This window comes from Bacillus sp. FSL R9-9834 (assembly GCF_038006905.1).
Lineage (GTDB): Bacteria > Bacillota > Bacilli > Bacillales > Bacillaceae_G > Bacillus_A > Bacillus_A pacificus.
In genome coordinates, this window is record NZ_JBBOWD010000001.1 from 4,546,913 (window position 1) to 4,564,254 (window position 17,342).

General features: G+C 36.9%; 15 protein-coding genes and 1 other annotated feature. Of the genes, 7 read left to right on the top strand and 8 right to left on the bottom strand.

Annotation, left to right across the window (positions count from 1 at the left end; translation table 11 throughout):
* The first annotated feature begins 46 nt into the window (after positions 1-46).
* A complete protein-coding gene (locus MKY00_RS23825; protein ID WP_000171883.1) occupies positions 47-229 on the top strand; it encodes a hypothetical protein in 183 nt (60 codons plus the stop codon).
* Positions 230-278: 49 nt separating this feature from the next.
* Here MKY00_RS23825 and MKY00_RS23830 read toward each other — a convergent pair whose 3' ends face one another.
* Positions 279-1,403 carry an alpha/beta fold hydrolase gene (locus MKY00_RS23830; RefSeq protein WP_016718707.1) on the bottom strand — a complete coding sequence of 375 codons (1,125 nt, stop codon included), beginning with the start codon at positions 1,401-1,403 and terminating at the stop codon, positions 279-281.
* Positions 1,404-1,555: 152 nt separating this feature from the next.
* Here MKY00_RS23830 and MKY00_RS23835 point away from each other — a divergent pair, with 152 nt between their 5' ends.
* The 5 genes from MKY00_RS23835 (at position 1,556) to MKY00_RS23855 (ending at position 6,805) form a co-directional block, all read left to right on the top strand.
* The gene (locus tag MKY00_RS23835; protein WP_341035290.1) at positions 1,556-3,835 is read left to right on the top strand and encodes a spore germination protein; all 2,280 of its coding nucleotides are present in this window, start codon (positions 1,556-1,558) and stop codon (positions 3,833-3,835) included.
* A gap of 17 nt (positions 3,836-3,852) precedes the next feature.
* On the top strand, positions 3,853-4,953 hold the full coding sequence (locus tag MKY00_RS23840; RefSeq protein ID WP_016718708.1) for a spore germination protein: 1,101 nt from the start codon (positions 3,853-3,855) through the stop codon (positions 4,951-4,953).
* A complete protein-coding gene (gene gerHC / locus MKY00_RS23845; protein ID WP_341035291.1) occupies positions 4,923-6,008 on the top strand; it encodes a spore germination protein GerHC in 1,086 nt (361 codons plus the stop codon). The genes MKY00_RS23840 and gerHC overlap by 31 nt, the downstream gene beginning before the upstream one ends.
* Before the next feature lie 90 nt (positions 6,009-6,098).
* Positions 6,099-6,284 (top strand): hypothetical protein, encoded by a 186-nt coding sequence (locus MKY00_RS23850; protein WP_000038779.1) that lies wholly within the window; start codon positions 6,099-6,101, stop codon positions 6,282-6,284.
* A 98-nt stretch (positions 6,285-6,382) separates the two neighbouring features.
* A complete protein-coding gene (locus tag MKY00_RS23855) occupies positions 6,383-6,805 on the top strand; it encodes a hypothetical protein (protein ID WP_000180554.1) in 423 nt (140 codons plus the stop codon).
* Positions 6,806-6,849: 44 nt separating this feature from the next.
* Here the strand turns inward: MKY00_RS23855 and MKY00_RS23860 are convergent, their stop codons facing one another.
* On the bottom strand, positions 6,850-7,845 hold the full coding sequence (locus MKY00_RS23860) for a hypothetical protein (RefSeq protein ID WP_074585812.1): 996 nt from the start codon (positions 7,843-7,845) through the stop codon (positions 6,850-6,852).
* 150 nt (positions 7,846-7,995) lie between these two features.
* Here MKY00_RS23860 and MKY00_RS23865 point away from each other — a divergent pair, with 150 nt between their 5' ends.
* Positions 7,996-8,424, top strand: coding sequence for a GNAT family N-acetyltransferase (locus MKY00_RS23865; protein ID WP_000800320.1), 429 nt, complete (start codon positions 7,996-7,998; stop codon positions 8,422-8,424).
* 25 nt (positions 8,425-8,449) lie between these two features.
* Here MKY00_RS23865 and leuS read toward each other — a convergent pair whose 3' ends face one another.
* From leuS to MKY00_RS23895, 6 genes are all read right to left on the bottom strand, one after another.
* Entirely contained in the window at positions 8,450-10,858 is a 2,409-nt protein-coding gene (gene leuS, locus MKY00_RS23870) for a leucine--tRNA ligase (protein WP_000009457.1), read from the bottom strand.
* 65 nt (positions 10,859-10,923) lie between these two features.
* Positions 10,924-11,143, bottom strand: a binding site (T-box leader).
* 188 nt (positions 11,144-11,331) lie between these two features.
* Positions 11,332-12,525 carry an MDR family MFS transporter gene (locus MKY00_RS23875; RefSeq protein WP_016718712.1) on the bottom strand — a complete coding sequence of 398 codons (1,194 nt, stop codon included), beginning with the start codon at positions 12,523-12,525 and terminating at the stop codon, positions 11,332-11,334.
* Between the two features lie 305 nt (positions 12,526-12,830).
* Positions 12,831-14,054 carry a cation:proton antiporter gene (locus MKY00_RS23880; RefSeq protein WP_016718713.1) on the bottom strand — a complete coding sequence of 408 codons (1,224 nt, stop codon included), beginning with the start codon at positions 14,052-14,054 and terminating at the stop codon, positions 12,831-12,833.
* Between the two features lie 3 nt (positions 14,055-14,057).
* Positions 14,058-14,555, bottom strand: coding sequence for a cation:proton antiporter regulatory subunit (locus tag MKY00_RS23885; RefSeq protein ID WP_016718714.1), 498 nt, complete (start codon positions 14,553-14,555; stop codon positions 14,058-14,060).
* Positions 14,556-14,589: 34 nt separating this feature from the next.
* Positions 14,590-15,156 carry a tyrosine-type recombinase/integrase gene (locus tag MKY00_RS23890; RefSeq protein WP_000454214.1) on the bottom strand — a complete coding sequence of 189 codons (567 nt, stop codon included), beginning with the start codon at positions 15,154-15,156 and terminating at the stop codon, positions 14,590-14,592.
* Between the two features lie 333 nt (positions 15,157-15,489).
* Positions 15,490-17,334, bottom strand: coding sequence for an FtsX-like permease family protein (locus tag MKY00_RS23895; RefSeq protein WP_016718715.1), 1,845 nt, complete (start codon positions 17,332-17,334; stop codon positions 15,490-15,492).
* Positions 17,335-17,342: the final 8 nt, after the last annotated feature.

Here is a 17,342-nt window from a genome sequence, read left to right on the forward strand (position 1 = left end):
GCATTGTATCCTCAATATACTTGTTTTATGAAAGGAGCCAATGAAAATGACACTTTTCCTTTTCATTATGGGCATCATTTTCTTAATCGCTGCAATTATTGCACTTAGTATGAAAAATAATAGAAAGATAAAATCACCACAAGAAATGTCATTCTTATTTCTATTGCTTAGTATCGCATTCTTCGGTATAGCAATTGCCACATATATTTTTCGCCTACAAATCATGTAAAAAAAGGTGCCTACTACATACATTGCACCTTTTTCACATCATTTATTTTCTACACAAAACTAGACACTTTCCGATTTAAAAATTCATAAACTTTCTTTTCAAATAAATGAATATCAAATGCTCCCGCCATATGTCCATTTATACTTTCTATCTCATACACTTCCGCATACTTCCCTTGTTTTTGCAACATGTCTACCATTTTGTAATTATAACGTGACGGCTGAAGCAAATCTTGTTTACACGGAATCATAAGTACATTTGCTTCTATATTAGACAGTGCCTCTTCTAAAGACGAAAATCCATGCGCAATATCATGTAATAAAACTGCTTTCGCGGTATACATCCATGAATTTGCATCAACTAAAGCTATACTTCTATTTGTCACTTTGTTAATTTCTTTCTCAAATGATGTTAATGCAGAAAATGTTTCATAAGGCTCTTTCTCTATACTATTACGAGGAAATGTCGTTTCGTAAAAATGCTCGTCAAACGCGTTCATAAACATCATTCTATTTGCTAAATGAAGCCCCTTCATTGGCTGCTCTTCTCCATATTTTCCGCCCTTCCAACTTGGATCCAGCTCGATAGCCTCAATTGCATTTTGCGCTACATTTACCGACGTAATAATTGGATTTTGCGGGTTCGTAATAACACCAATCATCCGCTCTACCATATGAGGATAATGAACAGCCCATTGCTGCGCAATCATCCCGCCAGCTGACGGCCCCATTACAGCATGTAGCCTTGCGATTCCCATATCTTTTATTAACTCATATTGCATACGAGCTACATCAAGAAATGTAAAAACCGGAAAATCCATCGCATATTCATCTCCAGTTTTTGGATTAATCGATTTCGGTCCCGTTGTAATTACATACGGGTTCTTCACCTGCACATTACAAAGATTATCAGTACAGATAACAAAGTATTTATTTGTATCAATTGCTTTTCCCGGTCCAATTAAACCGTCCCACCAGCCAGACTCCTCATCATGCGCTGTATATTTTCCTGCTGCGTGACTAGTTGCACTAAAATAATGACAAACCAAAATCGCATTTGACCTTTCTCTATTTAAAGTACCATAAGTCTCATACCCCATTTGAACAGGAATTGTCCTACCATTTTCAAATGTAAACTCCTTTAAAATAAATTTCTCCTTTTTTACAATTTGCACAGACTCGCCCTCTTCTCGTCATAGTATGTACTGCTTACTAAAGGATTTTTTCTATGCAAACCAATCTCCTCCTTCTTTTCATAAATAAATGAATAATATACAAAATTAGCCACAAAATAGCACTATATTACACAATTAAAGAGGGCATACATATGATTTGGAATTGGCTACGTAAGAAAAAAAAATCAAATACAACAGAGAAAAACGAAACAGATAACTCGGAGCAACACGCTAACAATCAAGAGGGTGATAACAAAAAACTGACTAGAAGTATGAAGCATAATAAAGATAACAATGGCGAGCAAAAAAAAGAGGGACATAAGGAGTCTTCTCAAGGTCCGCAACAACATACTAAGCAAAATGAATCCAATCAGGATCAACAACAACGCTCTAAGCAAGATCATTCGGATCAAGAGAAACAGCAACACTCTGAACAAGATGACCGTGATCAAAATAAACAACAACACGCTAAGCAAAACGACTCAAATCAGGATAAACAGCAAAGTTCTAAACAAGACGCATCTTCTCAAGATCAACAGCAAGATTCTAAACAAGATGACTCGAATCAAGATAAACAACAAAACTCTAAACAAGACAACTCTGATCAAGGTAAACAGCAAAACTCTAAACAAGACAACTCTGACCAAGGTAAACAGCAAAACTCTAAACAAGACAACTCTGACCAAGGTAAACAGCAAAACTCTAAACAAGACAACTCAACTCAGGGTAAACAGCAAGATTCTAAACAAAACTACTCAGATCAAGATAAACAACAAAACTCTAAACAAGACAACTCAACTCAGGGTAAACAGCAAGATTCTAAACAAGACTACTCAGATCAAGATAAACAACAAAACTCTAAACAAGACAACTCTGATCAGGATAAACAACAAAGCTCTAAACAAGACAACTCCGATCAAGGTAAACAGCAAAATTCTAAAGGTAATAGTATTTATGATTTTTCGAAACCAGAAAAAGATCGTATTCATTCTCTACAAGATTTAATAGAGAAACTCAAAAAGTCTAGTGATTTCGTTAATTATCACACATCTGACGATGAAACGATGCCTTATTGGATTTCTTACTATCGTCCTTCTCTTGATGGTGAGAAATTGCAAAAGTATTTAATGCCTACTCTTTTAGAACGACCTAATGCTTCACTAGAAGAGCTGAAAGAGCATATTCCGATGAGCGGCATTACAATTACGAACGATTTACAAAAAATTGAGGACATGGTGTTAAAGGGGCATGCGATCGTTCAAGTAAATCAACAAGATCAAAAATGTATGCTCGCAAATATTGCAATTGATAATTATCGTGCACCAACTCCTCCTTTAAACGAATCGACTGTTATTGGTCCGCAAGAAGGTTTTGTAGAGGATATTGATACAAATATTAATTTAGTTCGAAAACGTCTTCCTGTTTTGGATTTACAAACAAAAGAGATGATTGTTGGTGAGTTTTCCAAAACAAAAGTTGTCATGATGTATTTAGACAACCTTGCTGAAAAAGATAATGTTGATTTTCTAGAAGAGTCATTACGCGCTCTTGAATATGATCAAATTAATGATAGTGCTTATATACAAGAATTAATGGGTGAAAAATCGATTTTTCCTCTCTATATCAATACAGAACGCACTGATAGAGTTACAAAAGCACTAATCGATGGGAAAATCGCTATTTTTGTTGATGGTTCTCCAAGTGTTTTACTAACACCTGTATCCTATTTCGATTTTTTCATTTCACCAGAAGACTACAACGTCTCTTGGCTATACGCTACATTTTCAAGAATTTTACGACTTATCGCCGTTCTATTCTCAATATGCGCTACACCGTTATACGTTGCAATTTTAAATTATCATTATGAACTCATTCCGAGTGATTTACTTGAAACTTTAATTTTATCAAGAGCACAAGTACCATTCCCACCTTTAATTGAAGCACTCTTTTTAGAACTAGCAATCGACTTACTGAGAGAAGCTGGCGCGAGGTTACCGATGAAAGTTGGTCAAACGCTTGGGATTGTAGGCGGTATCGTAATCGGACAAGCATCTGTACAAGCTGGTTTAACGAGTAATATTTTATTAATTATCGTTGCTTTATCAGCACTCGCTTCCTTTATTACACCTATTTATAAAATGGGTAATGCGGTTCGATTACTACGTTTCCCGTTTCTCATATTTGCAGAAATAGGTGGTCTCTTCGGGATTTCTCTTGGATTTATCTTTTTATTTACCCATCTATTTAGACTTACTTCTTTACGCAAGCCGTACGCTTTGTTCTACCCAACAAGACAACAATCTGTTAAAGATTCTTGGATTCGTTTCCCTTTAACAATGATTGATACACGTGATGTACAAGCAAGACCACAACATGTAAAAAAAGCAGCAAAAGGCATTTCAACAAAACATAGATCAGACTTTGATGATTAAGAAATGAGGTGCATTCGATGAGTAAAGTTCAAGAAAAATATCAAATATCTCCTATCTTCGTTTTCTTCTTAATTCACGGTGCACAGTTCGGTGCTGGCGTTCTCGGTTTCGCTCGAATCACCGCAAAGGCCGCTGGTTACGACGGATGGATGGGCGTTGTAATCACAGGGCTCTGTATCCATCTTCTTATATGGATGATGTATTTTTTATTAAAAGAAACAAATGGAAATTTAATTGATTTACAAAGGCAAACGTTTGGAAAGTGGATAGGGAATGTCTTTAATATCATCTTTGCAGCTTATTTTTTAATCGTCAGTATTTCGGTTATTCGAACGTATGTTGAAATTATTCAAGTATGGATGTTTCCTACTGCTTCCACCTTTATGTTAACACTCTTTTTGTGCTTAGTTAGCTATTACATTATCTCTTCTGGATTTCGTGTAATTACCGGTATTTGCGTCATCTCTGTTGGTGGTACATTAGGATATTTATTTCTAAGCTTATTCGTTTTGAAATATTCACATTGGGATAATTTACTCCCTATATTCACCCATTCTTTTTCAGACATTTTAAAAACCGCTCAAGTGTCAATCTACAGTATGACCGGTTTTGAGATTTACCTCATGGTGTATCCATTTGTGAAAAAGCCTATGCAATCTCATAAATACGCTCAGCTCGGAGCACTATTTTCAAATCTTCTATATGTATTTAGCACCCTTTTAGCCTTTGCATTTTTTAGTGAAAAACAATTGTTAAAAACGATATGGCCGCAACTTTCTATGACTCAAGTCATTCAATTACCGTTTATAGAAAGACTCGAATATATTGCAATTTCAGGCTATGCACTCGTTATTATTTCAAGTTTTATCCTCCCCTTATGGGCGTCAATGAGAGCAACTCACGAAATATTCCGCGTAAAGCAAAGAGGTGTTTTAATCGCTTTTATCTTTATCACGCTCATTGTTTCGCAACTTTTAACAAACAGACACGATATTAATAACTTTATTAGTAATGCATCGAAGGTTAGTTTTTGGCTCATTTATGTATACATCCCAATTCTATTTATTATTGTGTGGGTGAAAAGAAAATGGAAAAAATCAAAAGCACAAGTAAATTAATACTTATTTCTTGTATAACACTCTTCAGTCTAACTGGGTGTTTACAAAAAAATATTATCGATGATGTACAACTTATTCAAGGAACAGTATTTGATGTTGCAAAAGATAAAAAAGTAAAAGTGACATTCGTTTGTCCCATTCAGAAAAAAGGAAATAAAGTTCAAGTTTTTGAAGGCACCGCAAATGCGGGAAAACAAGTAAAAGCAGACACATCGTTAGAGTCTTCTCAACCGTTTGCTAGTGGGCAAATGCGTGTCGCTCTATATACGATAAAACTTGCCAAAACAGGAATGTCTACTTCATTCGATACATTACTTCGAGATGTAAACATAGGGAACGCTTTATATGTTGGTTTATTAGAGGGGAATGGTACTGAACTTTTAAAAGGCAAATATTCGACTTCATACAACGTTGCAATTTATATAAAAAAGTTGTTAGAACATAATATGGAGACCGGTCCTTTACCAACAGATAATCTGCATGTAGGAGCATTCCGTTATTATCAAGAAGGGCAAGACTACTATATTCCCATTCTAAAGAAGCATGGTGATAAAATAAAAATCAACGGAATTGGTCTTTTTAAAAAGGATAAATATATCGGGAAAATCGCAGAAAAAGATATGTTCATCTTTAAAGGACTATTAGAGAAACATAAATTAGATTCACATGAATTCAAAACGGATTCCGCGTACGTAATGATTAATAATATTCGTTCTGTTCCAACTTACGATATAAAAATTAAAAACGGGAAGCCTTCTTTCTTCATTCACGTTCATCTTGATGCACGTATTCAAGAACTATCGAAGCAAATTAACTTAGAAAATAACAAGAACACAAAAAACATTGAAAAAAACATCCAAAAACAATTAGATAAACAAGCTGCTAAATTAATTAAGCAGTTTAAATCTTTAGGCGTTGATCCTCTCGGGCTAGGAGCTAAATATAAGCAACATTATCGCCCATTCAAATTAGAAAAATGGAGACAGCTGTACAAAGATGTCCCTGTCACTGTAAAATACACCGTAAATATTACAAATTCTGGTGTAATTGAATGAGAAATGATTGAACTCCTCTCTCCAGCATGATACAACGGAAAGAGGAGTTTTTATTTTAGATAGAGAGAGAAGATATTTATGGGGGAGCTTATGTCTAAAAAATTAGTAAAGCCTATTTTAAATGGTATTTTATTTCTCGGCGTCTTTTTATTTGCTCATACATATTTAAAAAATGTTTCCTTCACACGTTATTTACTTGTCGTTATACCAATGTTACTCGTTGGTATATTTGGCATCGATCTTATTTTATCCATTTTAATTAAGAAAGAAGAATAACAGGCGAGCATCTTATTTTCTATAAGATGTTCTTTTCATTTCATAATCACCTTATGTTACAATGAGATTCGGCACTAAGCGAGAAAGGATGAAACAACATGACAAACGAAAAAGGTCTAGATAAAGGGTACGAACTTGTTGCGAAAATGCATGAAGTATTCGGACATCCTGTGACAAATACTCCAACAAAATTAACAGAAGAACGCGCAAAAATCCGTGCGAGTTTTATGCAAGAAGAGCTAGAAGAATTTCTAGAAGCAACGACTGTTGAAGATCAATACGATGCACTGATTGACCTTATTTACTTTGCATTCGGCACGTTTGCCGAAATGGGCGTACGTCCTGATAAAGGATTCGAAATTGTAAATAATGCAAACATGGCAAAACTATTCCCTGATGGGAAACCAAGATTCCGCGAAGGCGACGGCAAAATTCTAAAACCTGAAGGCTGGCAAGCACCAGAGCCACAACTTCGTGCTGAAATCGAACGTCAACGCCAAGAAGCTGAAAAAAACTGCTAGGATTTCCTAGCAGTTTTTTATTATGTCTTTTTTTCTGCAATTCATTAATGACCCACGTGTCCAGCATGCCCTGCTGCTCCACCAATGCTAGCTGCTCCTGCCGCTGCCCCTGCTCCTCCTGCCCCAATTCCACCTGTCCAAGGAGAAGATTGTTGTTGTTGATACTGTTGATACTGTTGATATTGTTGATGTTGTTGATGTTGTTGGTGTTGTTGACCTTGATGACCATGTTGGCCATGATGACCGTGCTGACCTTGATGGTGATGCTGGCCATGGTGACCGTGTTGGCCTTGGTGGTGATGCTGGCCATGGTGACCGTGTTGGCCTTGGTGGTGATGATGACCATGGTGACCGTGTTGGCCTTGGTGATGACCATGGTGACCGTGTTGGTGGCCTTGATGTGTTTGATAAAGAACAGCTTGCGGATGAATGTGGTGTTGACCGTGGTGATGTACTTGTTGTTGGTGATGATGTACATGGTGGCCGTGTTGGCCTTGGTGATGACCATGATGACCGTGCTGACCTTGGTGATGGTGATGACCATGATGACCGTGCTGACCTTGGTGATGGTGATGACCATGATGGCCGTGCTGACCTTGGTGGTGATGATGACCATGATGACCGTGGTGATGGTGATGTACATGATGACCATGAACAGCTTGCGGATAACCACCTACTCCGCCTGCCACAACACCTACTCCCGGTACCGGAAATCCTGTTTGTACCCCTCCAACGAAAGATGGGAATGTAGTTGGTACCCCTACTGGAATTCCTGTCTGTACGCCAGCTACTGATGTTGGAAAGCCTCCTGTTACTGTAGGCATTCCAGCCCCTGATGTCGAAAAGCCCCCCATTAATGTAGGCATTCCAGTTTGCATACCAGCTACCGATGTCGGAAAACCTCCTGCTCCTCCGCCCATCCAGCTCGGAATACCACCGTATCCTTGTTGGCCAGCTCCTCCCATTAACATCATTTGTTCATAACTATCCGAACCACCTCCGAAAAAACCATGTGGTGCATTATTGTCCATCCCTTTCATTCCTTTCACCTCTTCTACTCAATTTAGCCTACCTTTTTTATCATATTTCCTATAGAAAAATAGGTGTTTGTCTGTATGGGAATTCCGCTCCTTTTTCTTCATTCATGGTAAAATTAATTAACTGAATATTTTTTCTAGGGGGTATTTCCATTGAAGAACGTAACAAAAGCTTCTATCGATGATTTAGATTCAATCGTACATATAGATATTGATGTAATCGGAAATGATAGTAGACGAAATTATATTAAGCACTCTATTGATGAGGGACGATGCGTCATCGTAAAAGAAGATAATTCTATTTCCGGTTTTCTAACATACGATACAAATTTCTTTGATTGTACTTTCCTCTCATTAATCATCGTTTCGCCAACAAAAAGAAGGCGAGGCTATGCAAGCTCGTTACTCTCATATATGCTAAGTCATTCTCCTACTCAAAAAATATTTTCTTCAACGAACGAATCAAATGAAAGTATGCAAAAAGTTTTTAATGCGAACGGTTTTATACGTAGTGGAATAGTTGAAAACTTAGATGAAGGGGATCCTGAAATTATTTTCTACACAAAAAAGCTCAGAGCATAAGCGCTCTGAGCTTTTCTTTCATACATTAGTTTGCAACAACGTTAACAAGTTTTCCAGGAACTACAATTACTTTACGAACTGTTTTCCCTTCAATTTGGTCCTTAATTGCTTCAAGTGCAAGTTGTTCCATTTCTTCTTTTGATGCGTCTTTACTCATTGTTAGTTTTGCGCGAACTTTACCCATAACTTGAACAACGATTTCAACTTCATCTTCTACAAGTTTAGACTCATCAAATGTTGGCCAGCTTGCATATGTGATTGTTTCATTGTATCCAAGTTTGCTCCATAGCTCTTCCCCGATGTGAGGTGCAACTGGTGCAATCATTTTTACGAAACCTTCTACATATTCTTTCGGAAGTGTTTCAGCTTTGTATGCATCGTTGATGAATACCATCATTTGAGAAATCGCTGTGTTGAAGCGAAGCTCTGCATAGTCTTCTGTTACTTTCTTCACTGTTTGGTGGTAAGCTTTTTCAAGCTCTTTATTTGGTGCATCAGTAATTTTCTCACTTAATTCACCGTTATCTTGAACGAATAGACGCCATACGCGGTCTAGGAAACGACGAGCTCCGTCAAGACCATTTTCAGACCAAGCGATTGAAGCATCTAATGGTCCCATGAACATTTCGTATAGACGAAGTGTATCTGCACCGTGGCTTGCTACGATATCATCAGGGTTTACAACGTTACCTTTTGATTTACTCATTTTCTCGTTGTTTTCACCTAGAATCATACCTTGGTTGAATAATTGTTGGAACGGCTCTTTCGTTGGAACTACACCGATATCGTATAATACTTTATGCCAGAAACGAGCATATAGTAAGTGAAGTACAGCGTGCTCTGCTCCGCCGATATAAATATCAACTGGAAGCCATTGTTTTACTTTTTCAGGATCTACAAGTGCTTCGCTATTGTTTGGATCGATGTAGCGTAGGTAGTACCAGCAGCTACCAGCCCATTGTGGCATTGTGTTCGTTTCACGACGACCTTTTTTACCAGTCTCAGGATCAACAACATTTACCCACTCGTCAATGTTAGCAAGTGGTGATTCACCTGTACCTGAAGGACGGATGTTGTCTGTTTTCGGAAGAACTAATGGTAATTCTTCTTCTTTTACAGCTGTCATTGTGCCATCTTCCCAGTGAATAACTGGAATTGGCTCACCCCAGTAACGTTGACGGCTGAATAACCAGTCACGTAGACGGTATGTTACTTTTTGATTTCCTGCGCTCGTTACTTCAAGCCATTCAATCATTTTTGCGATTGCTTCTTCTTTATTTAAACCATCAAGGAATGCTGAGTTTACGTGTTCACCATCACCTGTGTATGCTTCTTTCGTAATGTCTCCGCCTTTTACAACTTCCTTCATCGGAAGATTGAACGTTGATGCGAATTCATAGTCACGCTCATCATGAGCTGGAACTGCCATTACAGCACCTGTTCCGTAAGTTGCAAGAACGTAATCAGCGATCCAGATTGGTAATTTCTCACCATTTACTGGGTTAACTGCGTAAGCACCAGTGAATACACCAGTTTTCTCTTTCGCAAGTTCTGTACGCTCTAAATCACTCTTCATTTTTACTGAATTAATGTAAGCTTCTACAGCTTCTTTTTGTTCAGCAGTTGTAATATCAGCAACAAGTGCATGTTCCGGAGCAAGTACACAGTAGCTTGCACCGAATAGTGTATCAGGACGCGTTGTGAAAACTGTGAACTTCTCGTCTGTACCATCGATATTGAAGTGTACTTCGGCACCTTCAGAACGACCGATCCAGTTACGTTGCATATCTTTTAAGCTTTCTGGCCAATCAAGCTCATCTAGATCTTCTAATAGACGATCTCCGTAAGCTGTAATTTTTAACATCCACTGTCTCATCGGACGACGCTCAACTGGATGTCCACCGCGCTCACTCTTACCGTCAATGATTTCTTCGTTTGCAAGTACTGTACCAAGTGCTGGGCACCAGTTTACAGGTACTTCATCAACGTAAGCTAAGCCTTTTTCAAATAGTTTTAGGAAGATCCATTGTGTCCACTTGTAGTAGTTTGGATCTGTTGTATTTACTTCACGGTCCCAATCGTAAGAGAAACCTAATGATTTAATTTGGTTACGGAATGTATTAATATTATGCTCTGTAAATTCAGCTGGGCTGTTTCCAGTATCAAGTGCATATTGCTCTGCTGGAAGACCGAATGCATCCCATCCCATTGGATGAAGAACGTTATATCCTTGCATACGCTTCATACGAGATAAAATATCTGTTGCTGTATAACCTTCTGGATGTCCTACGTGTAAGCCTGCACCTGATGGATATGGGAACATATCTAGTGCATAAAATTTTGGTTTTTCTGTCTCATCTGGCGTACGGAATGTTTTATTCTCTTCCCAGTACCCTTGCCACTTCTTCTCAATTTCTTGATGATTAAAGCTCATGAGATACCCTCCTTGAAATTCTATTTATTTTCACCGCCCAAAATACAAAAAACCTCTCATCCCTAGAAAGGGACGAGAGGTTATAGATTCCCGCGGTACCACCCTAAATTAATGTACAAATATACATTCGCTTAGATCCGTAACGTGGATTAACGGCAATTGCTACTATTAGTTTCACAACTGCAACTCAAAGGCGAGTTCATAACGAAACGTGGATTGACTTGCACCGACCGTCAACTCTCTAAACCAGCTTCTATTACTACTACTCCTTCTCACTGTTATTACACATATGAGTTAATTTGAACTACCCTCCACTCAGTATCTCTAAAGAGCTTACTTAAAGCGGGGCTTCTCGGTTAATCGTTACTTTTAATAACTAACGAATTCGTCTTAAGACAGCCGAGCTATCTCCCTTGTTCTAAAGGTTGTTTTATTTAAATATATTCTAAAACATGTGAACATGTTCCGTCAAACTAAACTGCAATTTTTTCTTCAACTGTTTCTTCTACTTTTACTCGTTTATCATAAATACTCGTTGCGATAAGCGCTACTACAAGCATTACCATGATTGCTATAAACAATACTTCCATATTGTATAAATCCACAATTGCTCCGCCAACGACCGGCCCGAACATTTTCCCTACAGTCGCCGCACTATTTACAACACCTTGATAAAATCCTAACTTATCTTTTGGCGCAAGTATATTTGCAATCGTTGGAACTGCTGGCCATACGAATAACTCACCTATTGTTAATGTTACCATCGCAACGAGGAACATCGTAAATTGCTGCGCTTGACTTAAAATAATGAATGAAGCCGCAAAAATGATGATTCCGATCATAATTTGTTGTTTTAAAGAACGCTTCATCCAGCGAATTAGCATACTAACTAGCGGCTGCGCACAAACGATCATCGCTCCGTTTATCGTCCATAATAAACTATAGTGACGAAGGCTAATGTTTAATTCTTGCATATGTGTTGCAATCGCTCCTTGCCACTGTACGTATGTAACCCAGCATAAAGCATATGCTACACATACGATAAGAAGTGCTTTGAATCCAGGTGTAAGCGACCAACCTTTTTTCGTTTCCACTTCTTTTTGTACTCCTGGCTCTTTCTTGTCTTCCATACCACGGAATCCAATAAAAGCAATTAAGAAGAAAACAAAGTATAAAATAAAGTTCGCTAAGAAAATATAATCAAAACGATACGATGCAACTAATCCACCACACGCTGTTCCAATCGCAATACCAACGTTTTGTCCAACATACATCGCATTAAATGCTCGTCTTCCGCCCTCTGGCCAAACCGTACCAACCATCGCATACATCGATGGGAAGACCATTCCAGAACCAAAACCGATTAACGCTAGCCACACAACGTATAAAGGCCAACCGTGGAAGAACACAAGACCTAAAATCGATACGAGTGTAATGACAATCCCTACTAAAGTTGATTTATAACCGCCCCATTTATCAAATAAAACACCGCCGAGCAAGTTTCCGATTACACCAGTAAGCGAGTTGATCATTAGTACCATTCCGGCCACAGATAAAGATTTTCCTAGGTGATCATGCAAATAAATTGTATTAAAAGGCCATAAAAAAGAAGCACCCGTGACATTAATAATCATCCCAGCTACTAATAGCCATACTTTCCTTGGCATAGTCTCCCCTCCTATTCTATTTTTTCGTTCATCTATAACAGTAAAATTGTAGTCGTTTTTAAATAGGAAGGCAACTGATTAATAGTTGATGAAATTCAGATAATGGTTTGTCGGTAAATGAAATTATATTGATTGCTGTTTGAAAATATATCGGCGATTTTGGAAATATATCAGCGATTATTAAGATATATCGACGATTCTCGAAATATATCAGCGATTATTAAAATATATCGACTTACCGACAAAAAACGACAACAGCAACACTATATAAAGAGGCTGCATGAAGTTCATGCAGCCTCTTTATACTATCCAACTTCCTTTTCTCGCTTTGCACGTTCTTTCGCACTCCATTTAAACACCTTATCTAGTAGCGAGTATATTCTCCCAGACTCTTTCGTTACTAACGGTCCTAACGATGCCAATATTAAAACATATAAAGCAGAGAACGGTTTAATCGCTGCCATTAAGCCACCGGCAATGCCGATATTCGCTACAATAATAGAAAATTCCCCGCGTGACACGAGTGTTAAACCTATATTCGTAGAAGCCTTATGGGATAACCCGGCTTTACGTCCTGCAATCATTCCAGCAGTAAAATTGCCGATTAGAGTAATGAAAACTGCTCCTAATGCCAACCAGACTGCTCCTCCAAGCGAAAAAGGATCTATGCTTAAACCGAAGCTGAAAAAGAATATGGCTCCAAAGAAATCACGGAATGGGACGACAAGCTTCTCAATTCGATCGCTATGCTCTGTTTCAGAAAAGACGAGTCCTAACAATAACGCTCCAATTGCCTCAGCGACATGAATCGTTTCTGAAAATCCTGCTACGAAGAATAAAATAGCGAATATTACGATAATAAAAATTTCATTTGAGGAAATATCTAATATTTTATTTAAAAACGGCGTAGCTTTTCTAGCGATTACAAAGAATAGTAGCATATACCCTACTGCGATTAACACCGATGTAAGAGCACCTACAAATGATGTGGCACCACCGAGTACTAACCCTGAAACGACCGATAAATATACAGCTAAAAAAATATCATCAAACATGATGATTCCTAATATTAATTCAGTCTCTTTATTACCAGATCTTCTTAAATCAACAATTACTTTTGCAACAATTGCACTCGATGAAATTGTAATGATTCCAGCAATAATTAACGTCTCTAATAAGGGGAAGCCCATAACATATCCATAAAGCAAACCTAATATGAAATTAAGTGATATGTGGACAGTCCCCCCAAAAGCAATTGATTTTCCTGATTTAATTAATTTTTTTATTGAGAATTCTAAGCCTAAATAGAATAGGAGGAATATGACGCCAACACGGCCGAGGAAGGAAATAACTTCTCCGCTTTCAATAAACCTTAAATCGATAAGTCCTAAATCGGGGGCATGAGGCCCCACTAACATACCGAGTATAATGAGAAACGGAATAATCGAGAACTTTAACTTCGCAGCGAGGATAGCTGCAAAAGCTACTAATACTAACGCAGTTCCAACTTCAAAGATTAAAGTATCCATCGATTATGAATCACCTCCTGATGAAAGCAATTCATTAATAATTCTTTTCACTTCATGTCTTTCACCCGATAACACGAGCATATCGCCAGCTTCAATAATAGAGTCTGGACCTGGATTAAAGAATTTCTTCATATTCTTTTTTAAAATAGCAATAATCGTTACGTTATATTTTTTTCTGACATGTAAGCTACCAATTGTTTTTTGTACGACTGGTGCATGATTCTCCACCTTAAACCATTCAATTGATAATCCTTCAAAAGCCATCTCAATTGTGTCTAACGCTTGCGGTCTATATACCATTCCGCCTAATATAGCTGCAATTTGTCTCGCTTCAGAATCACGAAGAGAAATGCTTGAAATACTCTCATCATGATCCGCATCAAAATGATACATTTCTCTTCGGCCATCATCATGAATAACGATAACCATTTTTTCATTACCTTTTGTTATAACTTCAAATTTACAGCCAATGCCCGGTAATTCACTCTCTCTAATATTCATAATTTCCGCCTCCTAAAGTTTTTAGTTACGGCTTTTACAAATCTACATCAATCTCTGTTTTAAATTCTTCATCTTTTGAGATTCCCAAATACTTTAATGTCTCTGAAGGTGTCGCGTGATGGAAATGCTTTTGCAATAGCGCAATTGCTATTCCCCTTTTGTACGCGTGAAATCCAAATGTTTTTCTCATTGAGTTCGTTCCAATTTTTCCAACAATCCCAACCGCTTCAGCAGCATTATGAATTACACGATACGCTTGTTGACGCGTAATTGAATTTTTCGTTTTATTAGATTGAAATACGTAGTTTTCTCTTTTCACATCAATAGATTGTACGTACTCTAAAAGTGCTTCTTTTACTTTTGTATTTAAATAAATATCTTGTTTAAACTTTTCATCTTTCACAGGAAGAGAATAAAACTCTTTAACAGTTCCATCTTCATTTAATATCTCTTCAAATTTCATACTAAGTAGCTCAGTAATCTTTAATCCAGTGTTAATTCCAATAACAAATAAAAGATAATCTCGCTGAGAGTGCTCTTTTAAATACTTTTTCATAGCCTCAATTTGGCTTATATCTTTTAATGCCTCTACAACTTCCATACATGTATTCTCCTCATCTTATGAACGGTAATTTTCTCATCATGTTGTCCATTTTACCTTATCACGCTATGAGATTTCCATGTATTATCCATTATTTTTACAATATACTTTTAGGTTTGGAAATTTATAATTGTGCAAATACAGTAGGGGTAGGAATAATAGGGGGGATAAAAGTTCAGCCTCTTTCTACAGATCGGATTCCTCCTTTCATTTTCCAGCTGCTTCTACTTTTATATTATGTTACTTACTTACATTATATTATATATTTCAGTAACATTGAAGTGTTTTTTCTGAAAATAATAAAAACCGAGCGTTTTTGCTCGGTTTTTATTATTAATCTTCTTTCGGAAGAACAATTCCTTTATACAATTGAACTGTAATGAAGTAATAAATCGCATAAATAACTACGAAAATTACGATTGGTACCCAAATACGGAAGTACGGATCAACTAAAATAAATCCGAAAATATTCATACCAACTAATACGTGAGCGATACCTACAATCGCTGGGAATAGGAAGACTAAGAATAACTCTTTATAAATGGATTTTGTTAATAATTCACGGCGCACACCGATTTTACGAAGCATTTGATAACGTGTAATATCTTTTGATGCACCAGAAAGAATTTTAAACATTAGGCAGCTTGCCATCATTGCTAAGAACGCAATTCCAAGGAAGAATCCCATAAATACTGTCCCGCTCGCAAGACCATAGAACATGTCATACATTTGATATTTACTATTCATTTGTTCAGCTTTTACATTTTTATATTTATCTAGCTGCAACTCGTCAAGTTTTTTCCATTCTTTTGTGTATGCTACGAAATCATCTGTTTTTCCAGTAAATACAATTCCTTCTTTACCGTTTACAGTATCGTACATTTTTTGATCTACAATTTTAACGGCATGATCTTTGTATATATAGTATGGTTGAATTGTTCTAAATACCTCTTCCCATTCTTCAGGCATTGCTTTTTCATTTTGATCTTGCACTGCTCCTGCTACTGTACCTACTGGAGCTTCTCCTGAAACTTCTTTATATTTACCGAAACTTTCCTTCCCTACACCATCTCGAATGAATGGTTTATGTTTCTCTAAATCTTCTTTTACATAATAAATATATTTGTCGTCTACTTTATAACGATACTCAGTTTTATTTTTAAATGATATACCATCTAAAATTTTCTTCTCTTCAGCTGTAGGATTATGAATAATCGAATCATAAATTTCAAATCCATCAACCGTTTTTATAACGTTATTTTTAAATGCCATACCACCTGAAATTGCACCGGCTCCAAGAGCAACTAACATTGCTACTGTTGCAAGTACCTTTGTTAAACTATTAATACGGAAGTTTAATTGTGCAAATGTAAAAGCGTTAAGTCCCTTTTCACTACGCTTTTTATTACTTTTTAACTTTTTAATAATGACTGGAAGAAGTGAGCCAAATAGCATGTAAGTACCAGCTGTTGTTGTAATTAATGCAATAAGGATTCCCATTTCTCTTAACGTTTCCATATTTATCATCGATGCATATCCAATACCTAATAAAATAACCGCAAGGAATGCAACTACACCTGTCATTTTTCCTTTTACCGCAACACGTTCTGTTTGTGCATCTGCATGTACAAGTTGCAATACAGAAATACGTGATAACTTAATACTATTCATAATTGCTGATAATACAAATAGTGCGAAGAAGAAGATACAAGTAACAGTCATTGATGGAAGGTAAAATGCTTTATAGCCTTCACCAGCAAATTCTAATTGTTTCATTAATAACTGACCGATACCTTCTGCAAGTCCTACACCAACTGTAATACCGATCGCAAGAGACGCAGCGCCTAATACGATTGTTTCGATAAACATAAGTAATGTAACTTTATGCTTTTTTGCTCCTAACATCATATACATACCAAACTCTTTTTGACGAAGAGATAATAAGAAAGAGTTCGCATATAAAATATAGAAGAACGTTATAATAGCAAGTAAAAATGAACCTGCCTGGAATACAAATCCAATTGATTGAATAACTGAGTTAGATTCAATAAACGCTTTATTTAGAGCTAACGTTTGAAACATATAAAAAATTGAAATCGACATGACAAGGCCGACAAGTAAGACGATGTAATCTTTCAGCTTACTTTTCAGTCCTGACATGGAAAGTTTAAATAACATACTGGAGC

Bases quoted from the DNA above. Each gene is read 5' to 3' on its own strand.
- MKY00_RS23825 (WP_000171883.1), top strand. From the start codon at position 47: ATGACACTTTTCCTTTTCATTATGGGCATCATTTTCTTAATCGCTGCA.
- MKY00_RS23840 (WP_016718708.1), top strand. From the start codon at position 3,853: ATGAGTAAAGTTCAAGAAAAATATCAAATATCTCCTATCTTCGTTTTC.
- MKY00_RS23855 (WP_000180554.1), top strand. From the start codon at position 6,383: ATGACAAACGAAAAAGGTCTAGATAAAGGGTACGAACTTGTTGCGAAA.
- MKY00_RS23835 (WP_341035290.1), top strand. From the start codon at position 1,556: ATGATTTGGAATTGGCTACGTAAGAAAAAAAAATCAAATACAACAGAG.
- MKY00_RS23885 (WP_016718714.1), bottom strand. From the start codon at position 14,555: ATGAATATTAGAGAGAGTGAATTACCGGGCATTGGCTGTAAATTTGAA.
- MKY00_RS23850 (WP_000038779.1), top strand. From the start codon at position 6,099: ATGTCTAAAAAATTAGTAAAGCCTATTTTAAATGGTATTTTATTTCTC.
- MKY00_RS23895 (WP_016718715.1), bottom strand. From the start codon at position 17,334: ATGTTATTTAAACTTTCCATGTCAGGACTGAAAAGTAAGCTGAAAGAT.
- leuS (WP_000009457.1), bottom strand. From the start codon at position 10,858: ATGAGCTTTAATCATCAAGAAATTGAGAAGAAGTGGCAAGGGTACTGG.
- MKY00_RS23860 (WP_074585812.1), bottom strand. From the start codon at position 7,845: ATGAAAGGGATGGACAATAATGCACCACATGGTTTTTTCGGAGGTGGT.
- MKY00_RS23875 (WP_016718712.1), bottom strand. From the start codon at position 12,525: ATGCCAAGGAAAGTATGGCTATTAGTAGCTGGGATGATTATTAATGTC.
- MKY00_RS23890 (WP_000454214.1), bottom strand. From the start codon at position 15,156: ATGGAAGTTGTAGAGGCATTAAAAGATATAAGCCAAATTGAGGCTATG.
- gerHC (WP_341035291.1), top strand. From the start codon at position 4,923: ATGGAAAAAATCAAAAGCACAAGTAAATTAATACTTATTTCTTGTATA.
- MKY00_RS23880 (WP_016718713.1), bottom strand. From the start codon at position 14,054: ATGGATACTTTAATCTTTGAAGTTGGAACTGCGTTAGTATTAGTAGCT.